This window comes from Companilactobacillus metriopterae, from assembly GCF_002762335.1.
Classification (GTDB): Bacteria; Bacillota; Bacilli; order Lactobacillales; family Lactobacillaceae; genus Companilactobacillus; species Companilactobacillus metriopterae.
The window spans coordinates 1473967-1490982 of record NZ_CP024610.1 but is presented as its reverse complement, the minus strand read 5'-3'; the positions used below and the strand labels follow the sequence as shown (position 1 = coordinate 1490982).

The window sequence follows — 17016 nt, the reverse complement described above, 5'->3', positions numbered from 1 at the left end:
CGAGTAAATGTAAATCACTACACCTCAAACGAAGAGGTGCGCAAATGGGAACAATAAACATAAATAATTTAAACTTTCGATATAATCAAATGTCAGATTATCTATTCCAAAATGTTAATTTAAATATTGATGAAACTTGGAAATTAGGATTAGTTGGAAGAAATGGTCGTGGGAAAACAACATTACTAAAAATTTTGTCTGGAGATTTACCTTCAGATAACTCTGTTAATACAGACATGAAATTTTATATGTATCCACAAAATATAGAGGATCCATCAAGATTAGTCTCGGATATTGTTACCAATTTATCAGGGATCAATATTTACGATATGTGGAAAATAGAAATTGAATTTGAGAAATTGCATTTAAGCGATGATGTTTTAGAAAGACAGTTTGATACTCTTAGCCCAGGAGAACAAACAAAAGTCTTGCTTGCAATTTTGTTTGCTGATGAGAGAGGATTCCAATTGATCGATGAACCAACTAATCATTTAGATATTCAGGGACGACAAATTGTCTCTGAATATTTAAAAAATAAAAAGGGATTTATAGTAGTTAGTCATGATAAATATTTTTTAAACGAAGTAATTGATCACGTTATATCAATAAATAAAGCCGATATTGATACTATCAAGGGAAATTATGATACTTGGGAAACAAAAAAGAATTTACAAGATAGCTTAGAAATAGAGCAAAAGAAACATCTAACAAGTGAAATTAAGAATTTAAATAAAATAGCAACGAAGAGAAAAGAATGGGCAGGTAAATCAGAGAAACAGAAAAATAAAACTAAGGGACAAAAGGACAATCTAGATAAAGGCTTTATTGGACATAAGTCAGCTAAAATGATGAAAAAATCAAAACTTTTAGAAGACAGATCTAACAAGTCACTAGAAGAATCTAGAGAATTGTTGAAAAATATTGATGTGGAAAGTCCACTTTCCATGAATTTTAAAAAATTTACTCAAGATAAAAGCTTGATCCATGTTCAAAATTTGATTTTAAAAACCAATAAAATAAGCACTCCAGAAACATCATTTTATTTAAATAACGATGATATAATTTCTTTAGTCGGTAGAAATGGAATTGGAAAGACAACTATTTTTAGACAGATAATGGGTATTTCTCAACCGTTTGAAGTATATGGAGAAATAAAAATCAAGCCTCAATTAAAAATTTCTTATCTAGAACAATTGCAAGAATTTACTGAAAATATAGAAAAATTAGCTGAAATAAAGAATGTAGATGTTCAATTAATTTATTCAAATTTGCGAAAAATGGGGTTTGAGAGAGAATCTTTTCCAATGCCAATATCCCAAATGAGTTTAGGCCAACAACAAAAAGTTAAGTTAGCAGTTAGTTTTTCAGAAGAATCAAATGTTTACTTGTGGGATGAGCCACTTAACTATGTAGATATAATTACCAGAGAACAAATTATAAAAATGATTAAAAATCAAAAACCTACAATGATTGTTATAGATCATGATTTAGATTTCATAAATGAAATATCTAATAAAAAAATCGTTTTGGGATAGCATAATTGTATTGAATGTAACGCTAATTCATGATAATATTATTAATCGTTAGTAAATAATCTCTATTTCAGCAAATGATTTAGGGCAAAAGGAGCGCATATAAATGAAAGACGGAATTCACCCAGAATACCATCAAGTAGTTTTCATGGATTCAACTACAGGTAAGAAATTCTTAGCTGGTTCTACAGTTCAATCAAATGAAACAACTGACTTTGAAGGTAACGATTATCCACTAGTACGTATTGAAATTTCATCAGATTCACATCCATTCTACACAGGTAAACAAAAGTTTGCTCAAGCAGATGGTCGTATCGATCGTTTCAACAAGAAATACGGACTATAAGACAAGTACTAAAAAAAGCCACCTTTTTACAGGTGGCTTTTATTTTTAACTTTTAAATTGGAAAATACCCAGATGAAGTTTATCAGTGCCAAAGAACTAGTGAATAAAAATACTGCAGAGTAGTTATAAAAACCTGCTATGGAAGAACCCAATAGAGGTCCTGCAACATTTCCCATTGATTGGAATGATTGATTATAACCAAATATTCTACCAGTGTATTTATGACTAGTATTTTTAGCCAACATGGTTTGAACTTGCGGAGCAAGACAGGCATCTGAAATTCCAACAAGGAATCTTAGACCAGCCAGTTGCCAAATATTTGTAACAAACGCTTGGGGAATGTAAACTAGGAAAGCAAAGAATAAACCACCGATTAATATTTTTTCGGTACCTATTCGATCTCCTAGTGCTCCAAACCTGGGAGCAGCAATAACATTTGCAATACCAGGCATAGCAGCCACCAATCCAGCTACCAGTGTTACATTACTACTTCCATTCATAAGTTGTTTTGTGTACAAACTGACAAATGGATTAATAGAAGTATTGGAAGCATAGATAATAAAAGTAGTAACAAATAATGCAAAAATTATCTTTGGATGTTTCAAATTATGGAAGATTTCCTTTGTGGATTCTTCGTCTTCCTTGGCAATTGGATGAAAATCTTCTTGTATGAAGGTTACAACTAGGATGAATGCTATAAATAATAGAGTACCTGTTATTAAGAATGGAACTCTGTATCCAAAGTATTGTGCTATAGCTCCACCTACTAAGGGTCCTAATAGTGTTCCAGACATAACACCAGTGTTTAGAGTTCCTAGAGCTCGACCACTTTGTGATCTAGGAGCGGTAGACGCTATAAGCGTATTGGCGTTACTGATAAATCCTGAAAAAACACCTTGTAACAGTCTAAGTACAAGTAGCTGCCATGGTGCAACTACAAATGCTTGTAGTGTGATGACGATAGCCATACCTAGTGATGCACGAATTAACATTAACTTTCTACCGCGGCGGTCAGCAATTTTTCCCCAAACGGGAGAAATGAATGCCATAACTAGGAATGTAGCAGAAAAAATCAGACCATTCCAAGTAACCAGCTGACTCTTAGTGAAATTGCCTAAAGTATTGATGTATAATGGCATGAAGGGTGTTATCATGCTAAATCCAATACCAGATATAAAGGTACTAAACCAGAGTACGGTTAGATTTTTTTTCCAATAATTATTTTGTTTTTCTTTCATGATGATATAGTTCAAATCCTTTCTAACTCTAACTAGTATACTCTTAAGATTTATCGATACTAATAATTTTTGATTTGGGGAAATTTTATTATGAAAATGAGACTTAAAGAAGTGTATTCTGCACTCAATATTGAAGCAGAAAATATCAAAGATATATCTATTACAGGTGTAAGTTTTGATAGTCGTGAGGCAAAAGATGGGGATTTGTTCATTCCACTAATTGATCAACGTGATGGACATGATTTTATAGATAGCGCTATTAACAATGGTGCTGTTGCTTCAATTTGGCAAAGAGATCATGAAATTCCAGATGTCTCTATCCCACTTTTGGAGGTTAAGAATACTAGTGATGCTTTTGAAGCTATCGCAAAGTATTATCTTTCTAAGGTAAATCCTAAAGTTGTTGCAGTTACAGGTAGTAATGGTAAGACAACAACCAAAGATATGATTGCCAATGTGCTTTCAATAAATAATAATGTTGCAAAAACTCCCAAGAATTTTAACAATGAAATTGGTGTTCCTTTTACCATTTTGAATATGCCAGTTAATACAGAAGTTTTAGTTCTTGAAATGGGAATGGATCGACCAGGTCAGATAGAGCATTTGAGTACAATTGCAAATCCTGACTTTTCAGTTATTACCATGATTGGTGAAGCACATATAGAGTTTTTCCAGACCAGAGATAAGATCGCTGATGCTAAGATGGAAATTACTAGTCACCTTAGAGAAGATGGCCGTTTCATTTATGATGGAGATGAACCACTGTTAGTTAAAAAGGCTGAAAATGTTGAGCAAGAACAACTTACTTTTGGTATGGGTACAGAGAATAGTATTTATGCAACAGAAGTTGTTTCAGGTAAGGATTATACTGAATTTAAAACAAATCTTTGGCCAGATGAGAAATTTACTATTCCGATGATGGGCGAATATAATGTCAGAAATGCTTTAGCAGCCTTGATGATTGGTAAAATTTTCCATACTAGACCTGATCAAATGGCTAAATCTTTGAAAGAATTAAACGTTACTGAAAATCGTACAGAATGGTTAAAAGCAAGTAACGGAGCTGATATTTTAAGTGATGTATACAATTCCAACCCTACTGCTGTAATTGAAGTTTTAGACAATCTAAAAACTATTAAAACAGCAGGAAGAAAGATTATTGTATTAGGGGATATGCTTGAGCTTGGCGATTTATCTTCTGAGTTACATGAATCATTGGCAGACCATATTGATCCTGATGACTTTGACAAAGTCTATCTAGTGGGAACTGACATGCAGCAATTGAATAACAAGTTAACTGATAAGTATTCATCTAAAGATTTGAAATTATATGATAAAGATCAACTAGATAATCTTGTCAGTGATTTGAAGCAAGAATTAGAACCAACAGACACAATCTTATTAAAAGCTAGTCACGGAATTCATTTGGAAAATGTTTTAAAAGACTTGGTTTAAGTTGAGATTATTACTAATAAATGGTAAATTAGTTTTTTATGCCAAAAAAGGCGTAGACTCGGAGGAAATTTGTGAAATTTAATGAATTAGGTTTAGACCCCACTTTAATTAGTGCGGTAGAAAAAGTTGGATATGTAGAAGCTACACCAATCCAAGCAGAAACAATTCCACTTGTATTAACAGGTGAAGACGTAATTGGACAAGCGCAAACAGGTACAGGTAAAACTGCTGCGTTTGGTTTACCAATTTTAAATAGTATTGATACTAAAGACCCAGCAGTTCAAGCTTTGATCATTTCACCAACTAGAGAGTTGGCAATTCAAACTCAAGAAGAACTTGCAAAATTAGGTCGTGACAAGCACGCCAAAGTTCAAGCCGTTTTCGGTGGAGCTGATATTAGAAGACAAATTAATGGTTTAAAAAACCACCCACAAATTGTTGTAGGAACACCTGGTCGTTTACTTGACCATATCAATCGTAAAACAGTCAAATTGGGAAATGTAAGAACAATTGTTTTAGATGAAGCTGATGAAATGCTAGATATGGGATTCATTGAAGATATCGAAAGTATTCTTTCAAATGTTCCTAATGAACACCAAACACTACTATTTTCAGCAACAATGCCAAAACCAATCATGAATATCACTAAGAAATTCATGACAGATCCAAAAGTTGTTCAAATCAAATCAAAAGAACTAACAGCTGACAACATTGAACAATATTATGTTAATTCAAAAGAATTTACAAAATTCAATATGATGACACGTATTATGCAAGTTCAACAACCAGATCTTGGTATTATTTTTGGACGTACAAAGAGACGTGTTGACGAATTAATTCGCGGATTACAAGCTCGTGGTTTCAAAGCTGAAGGTATCCACGGAGATATGTCCCAAGATAAGCGTTCTAGTGTATTGAAGAAATTCAAATCTGGAAAGCTTGAATATCTAGTAGCTACTGATGTTGCTGCTCGTGGTATCGATGTTTCAGGTGTTACTCATGTTTATAACTATGATATTCCTCAAGATCAAGATAGTTATGTCCACAGAATTGGACGTACTGGACGTGCTGGTAAGTCAGGTGTTTCAGTTACATTTGTTGCACCAAACGAAACTAGTTACTTGAGAGCAATTGAAAAGTTAACTAAAAAACGCATGACACCACTTGCACCTCCTACTGATGATCAATTGGTAAAAGGTCAAATGGAAGCTGTTGAAGAGGAAATACAGAGTACTCTTGCACACGGCAAAGGTTTGGATCGTTTTAAAGAACCAGCTGAAGAATTATTAAAGAAATACACACCAGAACAATTGGTTCAAATTTATTTGAACTCAGCTGTTAAGGATGAACACAGTGTTCCTGTTAATATCACACCAGAAAGACCACTTCCTTCTCGTGGTGGTGGTTCATCTAGAGGCGGTAACAGAAGAGGAGGCGGTGGTCATTCAGGCAACCGTTCTCGTAATGGACATGGTGGCAGTAGTCGTGGAGGCCAAAGACGTAGTTACCGCGATAGAGATCGTGATAGCTCAGGCAGCCGTAATGGTACTAGTAGAAAAGATACTCACTCAAAGAGTAGAACTAATCCAGGAAATAAGGCTAACTCATCTAATAGAAAGTCTTCTTCTAAGAAGTCATTCAAGATTAGAACAAGTATCTAATTAAGCTATAAAAACAACTAAAATGTTATAATATTATTTAAAAGGTAGGGTAATTAATCTAATTACTGTGCCTTTTTTTATAGAAAAAATGGAGATAATTAATATGATTAAAGGATTAGGAATTGATATTGCTGAAATAGGTCGTGTGACGGATATTTATACAAAACATCCTAATTTCATAGAAAAGGTATTAACTGAAGAAGAAAAAGAACTTTTCTATCAACGTAATACTTTAAAAGCAAAGATGACTTTTTTAACAGGACGTTTTTCAGTTAAGGAATCATTTTCTAAAGCAATGGGAACCGGTTTGGGTAAAGTAGGATTCCATGATTTAAGCATATTAAATTATGAATCAGGTCAACCATATATCAAAACTGATATATATGATGGACCAATCCATGTTTCAATTTCTGATACTGATGAATTAGTAATCACTGAAGTTATTCTAGAGGAGTCTAACAACAATGAATAAATTAGATTACATACCGTCTTATATTGAAGTTAATAAAGATAACTTGATAGATAATTTACAAAACCAAATGAAGATATTACCCGAAGATGCAACAGTTTTTGCCGTTGTTAAGGCTAATGCTTATGGACATGGTATGGTGGAAGTCGCTAAGTTGGTACTTGAACATGGTGTTAGTGGACTCTGCGTTGCAACACTGAATGAAGCTGCAAAATTAAGAGGGGCTGGAATAAGTGCCCCAGTTTTAGTATTGGGTATCACACCATATCAATATGCACAATTTGCAGCAGATAATGATATTTCATTAACAGTTGGTGATTTACCATGGCTAGAAAAAGCTGAGGTAAATAATCTAAAAATACATTTAAGCATTGATAGTGGCATGGGCCGTATAGGATTCCGAAAGAAATCTGATTTGCTTGAGGCATGTGAATTCATTGAAAATAACACTAACAAGTTCATAGCAGAAGGTATTTACACACACTTTTCAACGGCAGATAGTCCAGATGACAGCTATTTTCAAATTCAACGCAAAAGATTCAATGAAATGATTAGCAATTTACCAATTGACTTTAAATATATTCATTGTGCTAACTCAGCAACAGCTTTGTGGCATGAAGATATTGGAATAAATATGGTTCGTTTTGGTATTGGATTGTTTGGACTAAATCCATCAGGGACAGATATCACAGAATTGCCTTATAAGCAAAAACCAGCTCTATCGTTATATTCTTCATTGGCATTTGTTAAGAGTGTTCCAGCAGGTGAAAAAATCGGTTATGGAGCAACTTACACTACATCCGAGGAAGAATGGATTGGTACAGTTTCTATGGGGTACTCTGATGGATGGTTACGTAGAATGTCTGGATTTGATGTGTTAGTTGATGGACAGAGATGTCCAATCGTTGGTCGTATCTGCATGAATCAATTTATGATTAAATTACCGCATGAAGTGCCAGTTGGCAGCAAGGTTACCTTAATAGGTACTGATGGAAATGAAACTATCACTGCAACAGATGCAGCTGCATATTCTAGAACAATAAACTATGAAATTTTATGTAGTTTGGCTGAACATTTACCTAGAATTTATAAATAAAAAACCTCACAATTATTGTGAGGTTTTTTTATTTAATTAAGATTTAACTGATTCAGACAAATTTGTAAATTTATGAAATGGAATATTTAAGCTTTCTGATACTGCTCCTTCTGTTAGCATACCATCAAATGTATTAATACCTGATTGAATAGTGAAATTATTTGATGCTTCAATTAATCCTTTGTTTGCAATTTGTAAGGCATAAGGTAGTGTAGCACTTGAAAGTGCTTCGGTAGCAGTTTTTGGAACAGCACCAGGTATATTTGCCACTGTATAGTGTATTACGTCATTAACCTTGTATACTGGATTATCATGTGTAGTTGCATGAGTGCTGGTTTCAAATATACCTCCTTGGTCGATAGGTATATCAACAACCACAGAACCTGGCTCCATTGAAGCTACCATTTCTTTAGTTACTAGCTTAGGAGCAGCCGCACCAGGGATAAGTACCGCACCTACAACAATATCTGATTTTTTAACTGATTCAGCTATATTATGTGTATTTGATATTAATGTATTAATTTTACCATCAAAAATATCTTCGATTTCTGCAAGTCTTTGTGCATTTATGTCTAGTATAGTAACATTTGCACCCATTCCAATTGCTATTTTGGCTGCATTAAATCCTACTGATCCTGCACCAATGATAGTTACGTTACCTCGGCGAACTCCTGGAACGCCACCGATCAGAACACCTTTTCCACCATTTATTTGTTCTAAGAAATGAGTACCAACTTGAACTGACATACGGCCTGCAATTTCACTCATTGGAACCAATAATGGCAAACCACCTTTTGGACCTATCATAGTTTCATATGCTACTGATGTAACTTTTTTGGCCATAAGTTCTTCAGTTAATTCTTTATTTGCAGCTAAATGCATATACGTATAAATTATCAAATTTGGTCGGAAATACTTATATTCTTCTTTCATTGGTTCTTTTACTTTAATGACCATATCTGCAGACCAAGCAACGTCTACATTTACAATTTTTGCGCCAACATTTTTATATTGGTCGTCAGAATAACCAGAACCAAGGCCAGCGTTTGATTCTATCAAAATTTCATTTCCTGAACGTATTAAATTATCAACACCGGATGGAGTCATTCCAACGCGATTTTCTCTATTTTTAATTTCTTTAGGAATTCCAATTTTCATGATCGATATACCCTCCTAGTTTTGTAATCGTTTACAATTGCTAGTTAAGTATATCAACCAAATTATAATCTTACAAACAATATAATTATTTTAAAAAAAGGAACTATCCAAGTGGATAGTTCCTTTTATATATTTGCTTTATTTAAAATTTTTCCAGAATGAATATCATCAATTTCTGACACAACAAAACCTTTTTTCTCTAGTTTGTTAATTACTACTTTCAATGTTTCTATATCAGTATCTGAAGGAAGAGAGAATAGAGTTCTACGAACTACTTCATTATTTTTACTATCTAAAGTAATACATGCTGTAATAGAAGAATGCTTAGAAATAATCTTTGACATTTTTTCCAGATCACCGTGTTCTCCTGGAGAACTAACTGTTAGAACGTAGCTACTGATATCCATTTTCCATGCATCAGACAACATACTCAATAGACGTGAGTGAGTTAAAATGCCATAGAAATTATTATTTTCATCTAAAACTGCAATATAAGGTAAATCTTTGATGTTGAAAAATACTTTAAAGAAGGGTGAGTCTACACTGATAGTTTTTGTGGCATTTTTTAGTAGGGAAGTTACGGGTTGAGTCATATCGCCACCACGAGATTTGTGACGATAAATGTGCATTTTGTAAATATTTCCTCTAAATATTTTACCTGTTTCATCAACAATAGGTACACAACGGAAGCCTGAGTCTTCAAGTATTTTTAATGCTTCTTCTAAGGTAACAGTTTCTTGTACTGTAGTTAGATGATCCTTTGTTTGAACTAAAGATTTAACTAGCATGATATTCCTCCGGTCAATTATTATTAATTACAATAATACATTAAAATCTTAAAAATTAAAAGATTCTTAATTTAATGATAATTTTAAGGCATCTAAATACTATCGTAAGGGGATTTGAATGTTAATTTTGGGCAAAATAAAAAGCCCATCTCCTGTTGGAGGATAGACTTTTTAAAATGATGATTATTGACGAGCTTCAATTCCTGTTGCAGCAAATCCATCTTCGATAACTTTTTTAAGTTCATCAGCAGATTTCTTCATTTGTGCACTTTCAGTATCTGTAAGAGGAATTTCAAGAATATCGCGTAGACCTTTACGGTTAACGATAGCTGGAGAACCGATAAATACATCGTTTACACCATATTCACCTGTCATGTAAACAGATAATGGTAGCACTGTATTTTCGTCACCAAGAAGTGCTTTAGAAATTCTTGCTAGAGCTGTACCGATACCGTAGAATGTAGCACCTTTACGGTTGATAATGTTGTATGCAGCGTTAACAACGTTGTCATAAATTTCATCAAGTTTAGCTTGAGTGATTTCTGGATGTTTTTCCATCCATTCGTGCATTGAGATTCCACCGATTGTTAAGTGAGACCATGCAGCAAATTCTGAATCACCGTGTTCCCCAAGAATGTAACCATGTACTGATCTTGGGTCAACGTTTAGTTCTTCACCAACAAATTTGCGTAGACGTGCTGTATCAAGTGATGTACCTGAACCAATAACACGTTCCTTAGGGAAACCAGATAGTTTCCATGTTGCATATGTAAGAATATCAACTGGGTTAGCAGCTACAAGGAAGATACCATTGAATCCTGATTCAACGATAGGATCAACGATTGATTTCAAAATGTTTAGGTTCTTGTTAACAAGGTCAAGTCTTGTTTCACCTGGTTTTTGTGGAGCACCAGCAGTGATAACAACTAGATCAGCGTCTTTAGCGTCTGAGTAGTCACCTGAGTAGATTGTTTTAGGTGCGGCAGAGAATGGTAGTGCATCGGCGATATCCAATGCGTCACCTTCTGTTTTTTCTTTAGCAATATCGCAAATTACAAATTCTTGAGCGATACCTTGAAGTGTCATTGCGTAAGCAAATGTAGAACCAACGGCACCATCACCAACTAGAAGTACTTTTTGGTGGTTTTTTTCGTTTGTTGGAGTTGTCATATTTAAAAATGTCCTTTCAAAATTAAATTAGTTCAATTTAATTATACAAATAACTTTCTAAAAATAACAGCATTTACATAAAAATTACATTTATAATTCACTTTTCTTATAAAGATATTGTAAGCGTGTAGTGTTATAATGGAATTTCGAAATGAGGTAGAGCAATGAAATTTGTTGTTGGATTAGGAAATCCCGGTAAAAAATATGATCGTACAAAACACAATATGGGGTTTATGGCGATTGATCAATTAATGGAAGATTATGGTGAAACAAGAACCAAAACAGACTTCCAAGCAGAATTTGTTAAATTCAAAGTAAATGGAGAAACGGTATTTTTTGTTAAACCACTTACATTCATGAATGAATCAGGTCGAGCTGTCCGTATGTTGATGGGTTATTTTCAGGTCGAAGCTTCAGAAATTATGGTTATACAAGACGATATGGATATTCCTATCGGAAAAATAAGAATAAGACAAAAAGGTTCAGCTGGTGGACACAACGGGATTAAAAGCATCATCTCTTCTCTAGGAACTCAAGATTTTGCTAGAGTAAAAGTTGGTATTCAACATCCACAACGCCAATCTGTAGTTAACTGGGTTCTGACACCATTCTCTAAGGATGAAGAACCTGTGGCACTGTCAGGAATTGACAATGCAGTCAATGCAGTTAAAGATTGGATAGACGGAGAAAGTGTCGACCAGTTAATGAACAAATATAACTAATAGAGGTATATTGTGGAATTAACTGATTACATCTCAAATAAATTAGACCTTGGGAAATTTATTGATCAAGTCAAACCTGGAACTAAGAACTTATTGACAGGGTTGGTTGGATCAACGATTTCCCTATTTGTGTTGGATTCATTTAAGAGAACAAATAAAAAAATCCTACTGGTTGAAAATACGAATTTTCACGCTAATAAATTGTTTGATGAATTAAATTTAGTAGATGATATTGATACACATATTTTCCCAGTTGAAGAGGCGGTTTCATCAGAACTAGCAACTAGTTCACCTGATGAACTGGCTCAAAGAATCGATGCACTAGATTTTATTACTAGCGAAAAAGCTGGGATATTAGTGACGTCTATTTCTGGATTGGAGTATATTCTTTCACCAAAAGAATTATATGAAAAATCTAGGATAAATTTAGTTTTAGATGAAGATTATAACTTAGAAGAACTTAATAAAACATTTGTTCAGATGGGTTATATAAAAGAAAAGCTCGTAGCCAAACCAGGTGATTTTTCTATTAGAGGGGATATTATCGATATCTATCCATTAAATATGGATGATCCGATTAGAATGGACTTTTTTGGAGATCAACTGGAAAATATACGTACCTTTGATACAGAAAGTCAGCGTAGTATTGATGGATTAAAATCCGTAGAAATTTTACCGGCAGTGGATCGGATTTTTACATCAGAGCAACTATCAGCAGCTGCAGCAAAGCTACAAGAAGACTATGACAGTCAAATAGAGATAGACGATAAGATCGTAAAAGAAAATCTAGAGAATAGTTTTGGATCTTTGTTGTCAGAATTATCTCAAGGTAATAGACCTGATAATTTGAGTAGAATTGTTGATTATTTAGACACAACTAAAACAAGTTTGTTAGACTACATGTCTGAAGATGACATTGTTATTTTTGATGAATACAATCGTTTAGTTGAGCAATCAAATAATAACTACTCTGATAATCAATCCTATTTAGCTAGTCAATTAGAATACGGTAAAATTTTACCTAATCAAAATATTCGTCAAAAATTTATGGATATTTATCCAAATAATAAAAGTACCCAAATTTATCTATCCGCATTCCAACAAGGAATGGGGCGTATTCGACTTGATCAATTGGAAAATGTTTCCGTTAGAAGTATGCAGCAATTTTTTGGTCAAATGCCATTGCTAAAATCTGAAATAGGTCGCTGGCAAAAGCAAGCATATACAGTATTGATTATTTTGAATGACAAAAAACGTGTTGATTCAATAATGAGAACATTGGAAGATTTTGAAATCAGCGCTATCGTTACAAGCTCAGAAAAAATCATTGATGGTCGAACACAGGTAATTGAAAATCCGTTTGGTGAAGGTTTTGAATTACCTCAAAATAAATTGGCTGTAATTACTGAGAAAGAACTATTCAACAAAAAAGTTAAACGTCGTCGTCATCAGACTTTAGCCAACGCAGAAAGACTAAAAAGTTACAATGAGTTAAAACCTGGTGATTATGTAGTTCACGTTAACCATGGTATTGGTAAATTTACCGGAATGCAGACCATGGAAGTAGATGGTAAACATCAAGATTACATTACTATCGAGTATAAAGATGACGGAAGATTATTCATTCCTGTATCACAATTAGATCTTGTTCAAAAGTATGTTTCTGCAGAAGGTAAAACACCTAAAGTTAATAAACTTGGTGGTAAGGAATGGAGTAAGACTAAAAGTAAAGTTCAATCAAATATTGAAGATATCGCTGATGATTTGATTGAACTATATGCACAACGTGAATCCGAAGTCGGATATCCATTTCCCAAGGATGATGAACTACAAAATCAGTTTGATGATGCCTTTCCTTATCCAGAGACACCTGATCAACTGAGGTCAATTGACGAAATTAAACATGATATGGAAAAACCACATCCAATGGATCGTTTATTAATAGGGGATGTTGGATTTGGTAAAACCGAAGTTGCTTTTCGTGCAGCCTTTAAAGCCGCCGAAAATGGTAAACAGGTAGTTTTCCTAGCACCAACAACCTTATTGGTACAGCAACATTACGACAATATGCGTGAAAGATTTGCTGGATTTCCAATAAATATTGGTGTTCTATCAAGATTTCAATCTCGCAAACAAGTCAAAGAAACCACTGAAAAATTAAAAAATGGTGAAATAGATATCGTAGTTGGAACACATCGACTGTTATCGGATGATATAGAATTCAAAGATATTGGTTTATTAATTATTGATGAAGAGCAACGTTTTGGAGTTAAGCACAAGGAAAAAATCAAGCAATTAAAAGCAAATGTTGACGTTCTAACTTTGACAGCTACACCAATTCCTCGAACATTGAATATGTCTATGTTAGGTGTACGTGATTTGTCAGTTATTGAAACTGCACCAAGTAATAGATATCCTGTTCAAACTTTTGTAATGGAACAAAACTTTGAAGTTGTAGCTAGTTCTATTCGTCGTGAAATGGAGCGAGGCGGACAGGTATTTTATCTACATAATCGTGTCGAAGACATGGATCGAGTTGCTGATGAGATTCAGACATTTGTTCCAGAAGCAAGGATAGCTATAGCTCATGGAAGAATGACAGAGACACAAATGGAAGGTGTTATAGCTGATTTTTTGGCAGGAGAATATGATGTCTTAGTCACTACCACAATTATTGAAACAGGTGTTGATATGCCTAATGCCAATACTCTAATTGTAGAAAATGCTGATCAATATGGGTTATCACAGTTGTATCAAATAAGAGGCCGTGTAGGTCGTTCTAGTCGTGTAGCGTATGCCTATCTAATGTATAAACGTAATAAAGTTCTAACTGAGGTTGGTGAACAAAGACTAGAAGCCATCAAGAATTTTACAGAGTTAGGATCAGGGTTTAAGATTGCCATGCGAGACTTATCAATTCGTGGTGCTGGTAATCTCTTAGGTAAACAACAACATGGATTTATTGATTCAGTTGGTTTTGATTTGTATACTCAAATGTTAAATGAGGCAGTTGCTAAGAAGCGTGGTCAAACTAAGACTGAAAAAACAAATTCAGAAGTTAATCTTCAACTAGAAGCTTATATTCCAAGTGATTATATTGAAGACCAAAATCAAAAAGTTGAACTATATAAACGTATACGTCAGATAGACTCAGAAGAAAATTACCAAGAAGTACGTTCTGAATTAATTGATCGTTTTGGCGAATACCCTAAAGAAGTTGATAACTTACTTCAAGTCAGTCTACTGAAGGCTTATTTAGATGAATCACTGGTTCAAAATGCAATGATGAAGGATAATATCGTTACTGTTAAGTTTGCTAAGAATGCCAACAATTATCTAACAGGTGATTTGGTATTTAGATTGTTGGGTAATACTGAGATGAAAGCAACTGTCAATAATAGCGATGATGAATTTAAAATTATGTTAGATACATCTTCAGTCGACAATTGGGTTGAACAATCGGTTAATTTTGCTCAAAAAATGGCAGAAGTTTTCGATAAATTAAAAGAGGATAAGCCTAAAGATGGAAAATAATTATAGCAGCCGAGCTGTCAAAGGTGCTTGGATACTAGCTATTGCTTCATTTGTATCAGAATTTTTGAGTGCAGTTTATCGAATTCCTCTACAAAACATTGTTGGTGATCAAGGATATTTTATATATCAACAGGTTTATCCAATATATGGAATATTTACTGTTCTTTCACTGACTGGATTGCCAGTAGTATTGTCCAAAGTTTACGCTGATCAGGATAATGAAAGATCCAAGAGAAGATTATTTTTTAGACTGTTCTGGATATTGACGATAATTTCAGTTTTTATCACAGCTTTTTTAGTTGTTTTTTCAGATCAAATATCCTTATTGATGGGTGATATAGGTCTAACAAATGAAGTCAAGATAGTTAGTTTGGCTTTCTTGTTGGTTCCATTAGAAAGTAATTTAAGAGCATATTTCCAATCAGATTTACTGATGCAACCTAGTGCAATTTCTCAAGTTGTTGAACAGATAGTACGAGTATTCATAATAATTGTCAGTGCAATTATATTTGGTAAAGGAACTATTAATCTTTATCAAATGGGAACATTAGCAAACTCAGGTGCATTTTTTGGTGGGATTGCTTCTATTTTCATTCTGTTAATAACTTATATATATTTTTCTCGTATCAAAAATGAAGAAAAAACCAAAAAAACTAAACCTTTAGTAATCAGCAAAGGTCTAGTTTTTGAAATTGTCTTGATTGTAACTTTTACAGGAATTACAATTTTTTATCAGTTAATTGACACCTTCACAATGATTCATCAATTGAAATTATTTGGATTTTCTTTGTATGATGCTGAAGTACAGAAGGGTATTTTTGATCGAGCACAACCAATTTTACAATTAGGTATTGTTATATCATTATCATTTGTTTCAAGTATCATGCCCCAGCTAAGAAGATCAAATAATAATCGCCAGATCATTTCCAGAATGGTACGTGTTTGTATTTGGTTATCATTTGCTGAAACAGCTGGTTTATTAGCATTGATGCCAGTTATTAACACAATGTTGTTCAAAGATAGCAGAGGATCTATCACGATAGGGGTATATTTACTGTCTATTATATTGATATCTTTGATCAATCTGATAGTTGTTATTTCTAGTGAAGATAAATCACAAAATATTAGTAAGCTATTGGCATTTGGAGTTTCTATTTTCATTAAAATAGGACTTAATATATTACTAGTATCTCATTTTGGAATACTAGGTGCTGCGATTTCTACAATTGCTAGTGAGCTAATATTATTAATCTGGATATTTATTAGTTATCAAAAGACTACAACAAATAGTTTGTTGAGTATTAAATTTATTTCCAAAGTATTTGTAACATCATTGATTATGGGAATTTTTGTTGAAATAATTTCCTTATTAATGATGAAATTACTAGATTTAACAAGATTGTCTGGGGTTTTAATATGTATAGTTTCAATTCCTGTAGGGGTGATACTATACTTTGTTATAACTAAGTATTGGAAAGTTTTAGATGTAAACGAATGGCAAATTTTGCCTAAGGGTAAATTTATCACCAGAATTATGAAAATTGAGGATAAATAAATGAGATTAGATAAATTTTTAAAGATAAGTAGAATTATAAAGCGTAGAACTGTAGCAAAAGAATTTGCAGATAACGGTCGTGTATTGATAAACGGACGACCAGCCAAATCTTCAACTTCTGTTGCTATAGGAGATATCATGGAACTTCAATTTGGTGAGAAGACTATGAAAATAAAAGTTTTGGATATAAAAGAAACAACTAAGAAAAATGAGTCAGCAGATATGTTTGAGGAAATTGTTTAAAGATTTTCTTAATATTGTATTAAAATTTTGTCCATAAATTTAAAAACTT

At 33.4% G+C, this 17016-nt stretch carries 14 protein-coding genes; 10 read left to right on the top strand and 4 right to left on the bottom strand.

Translation table 11 applies throughout. The features are described 5' to 3' along the window. The first annotated feature begins 44 nt into the window (after positions 1-44). Positions 45-1535 carry a ribosomal protection-like ABC-F family protein gene (gene abc-f, locus CS873_RS07690; protein WP_099975245.1) on the top strand — a complete coding sequence of 497 codons (1491 nt, stop codon included), beginning with the start codon at positions 45-47 and terminating at the stop codon, positions 1533-1535. A gap of 103 nt (positions 1536-1638) precedes the next feature. Further along, positions 1639-1878 (top strand): type B 50S ribosomal protein L31, encoded by a 240-nt coding sequence (locus tag CS873_RS07685; protein WP_099975244.1) that lies wholly within the window; start codon positions 1639-1641, stop codon positions 1876-1878. A 26-nt stretch (positions 1879-1904) separates the two neighbouring features. Here the strand turns inward: CS873_RS07685 and CS873_RS07680 are convergent, their stop codons facing one another. Continuing rightward, positions 1905-3116 carry a multidrug efflux MFS transporter gene (locus CS873_RS07680; RefSeq protein WP_099975243.1) on the bottom strand — a complete coding sequence of 404 codons (1212 nt, stop codon included), beginning with the start codon at positions 3114-3116 and terminating at the stop codon, positions 1905-1907. 90 nt (positions 3117-3206) lie between these two features. Between CS873_RS07680 and CS873_RS07675 the strand changes: the two genes are divergently transcribed. The 4 genes from CS873_RS07675 (at position 3207) to alr (ending at position 7797) form a co-directional block, all read left to right on the top strand. Beyond that, positions 3207-4571: a UDP-N-acetylmuramoyl-tripeptide--D-alanyl-D-alanine ligase gene (locus CS873_RS07675; protein WP_099975242.1), complete on the top strand. Its 1365-nt coding sequence runs from the start codon at positions 3207-3209 to the stop codon at positions 4569-4571. A 71-nt stretch (positions 4572-4642) separates the two neighbouring features. Continuing rightward, positions 4643-6232, top strand: a complete 1590-nt coding sequence (gene cshA / locus CS873_RS07670; RefSeq protein ID WP_099975241.1) for a degradosome RNA helicase CshA — start codon at positions 4643-4645, stop codon at positions 6230-6232. Positions 6233-6335: 103 nt separating this feature from the next. Beyond that, positions 6336-6704 (top strand): holo-ACP synthase, encoded by a 369-nt coding sequence (gene acpS / locus CS873_RS07665; RefSeq protein WP_099975240.1) that lies wholly within the window; start codon positions 6336-6338, stop codon positions 6702-6704. After that, positions 6697-7797, top strand: coding sequence for an alanine racemase (gene alr / locus CS873_RS07660; RefSeq protein WP_099975239.1), 1101 nt, complete (start codon positions 6697-6699; stop codon positions 7795-7797). Before acpS ends, alr begins: the two co-directional genes overlap by 8 nt. A gap of 36 nt (positions 7798-7833) precedes the next feature. On the opposite strand, the gene ald is transcribed toward alr, so the two are convergent. The 3 genes from ald to CS873_RS07645 form a co-directional block, all read right to left on the bottom strand. After that, entirely contained in the window at positions 7834-8955 is a 1122-nt protein-coding gene (ald, locus tag CS873_RS07655) for an alanine dehydrogenase (protein ID WP_099975238.1), read from the bottom strand. A 125-nt stretch (positions 8956-9080) separates the two neighbouring features. Next, positions 9081-9743 (bottom strand): cyclic di-AMP binding protein CbpA, encoded by a 663-nt coding sequence (cbpA, locus tag CS873_RS07650; protein ID WP_099975237.1) that lies wholly within the window; start codon positions 9741-9743, stop codon positions 9081-9083. Between the two features lie 183 nt (positions 9744-9926). Continuing rightward, the gene (locus CS873_RS07645; RefSeq protein ID WP_099975236.1) at positions 9927-10913 is read right to left on the bottom strand and encodes an L-lactate dehydrogenase; all 987 of its coding nucleotides are present in this window, start codon (positions 10911-10913) and stop codon (positions 9927-9929) included. Between the two features lie 164 nt (positions 10914-11077). Between CS873_RS07645 and pth the strand changes: the two genes are divergently transcribed. From pth to CS873_RS07625, 4 genes are read left to right on the top strand one after another with little or no spacing between them, the layout of a single operon-like run. Then, positions 11078-11635 (top strand): aminoacyl-tRNA hydrolase, encoded by a 558-nt coding sequence (gene pth, locus CS873_RS07640; protein WP_099975235.1) that lies wholly within the window; start codon positions 11078-11080, stop codon positions 11633-11635. A 12-nt stretch (positions 11636-11647) separates the two neighbouring features. Continuing rightward, positions 11648-15169 (top strand): transcription-repair coupling factor, encoded by a 3522-nt coding sequence (mfd, locus tag CS873_RS07635; protein WP_099975234.1) that lies wholly within the window; start codon positions 11648-11650, stop codon positions 15167-15169. Then, entirely contained in the window at positions 15159-16724 is a 1566-nt protein-coding gene (locus CS873_RS07630; RefSeq protein WP_099975233.1) for an oligosaccharide flippase family protein, read from the top strand. Before mfd ends, CS873_RS07630 begins: the two co-directional genes overlap by 11 nt. Next, positions 16725-16967 (top strand): RNA-binding S4 domain-containing protein, encoded by a 243-nt coding sequence (locus CS873_RS07625; protein ID WP_099975232.1) that lies wholly within the window; start codon positions 16725-16727, stop codon positions 16965-16967. Positions 16968-17016: the final 49 nt, after the last annotated feature.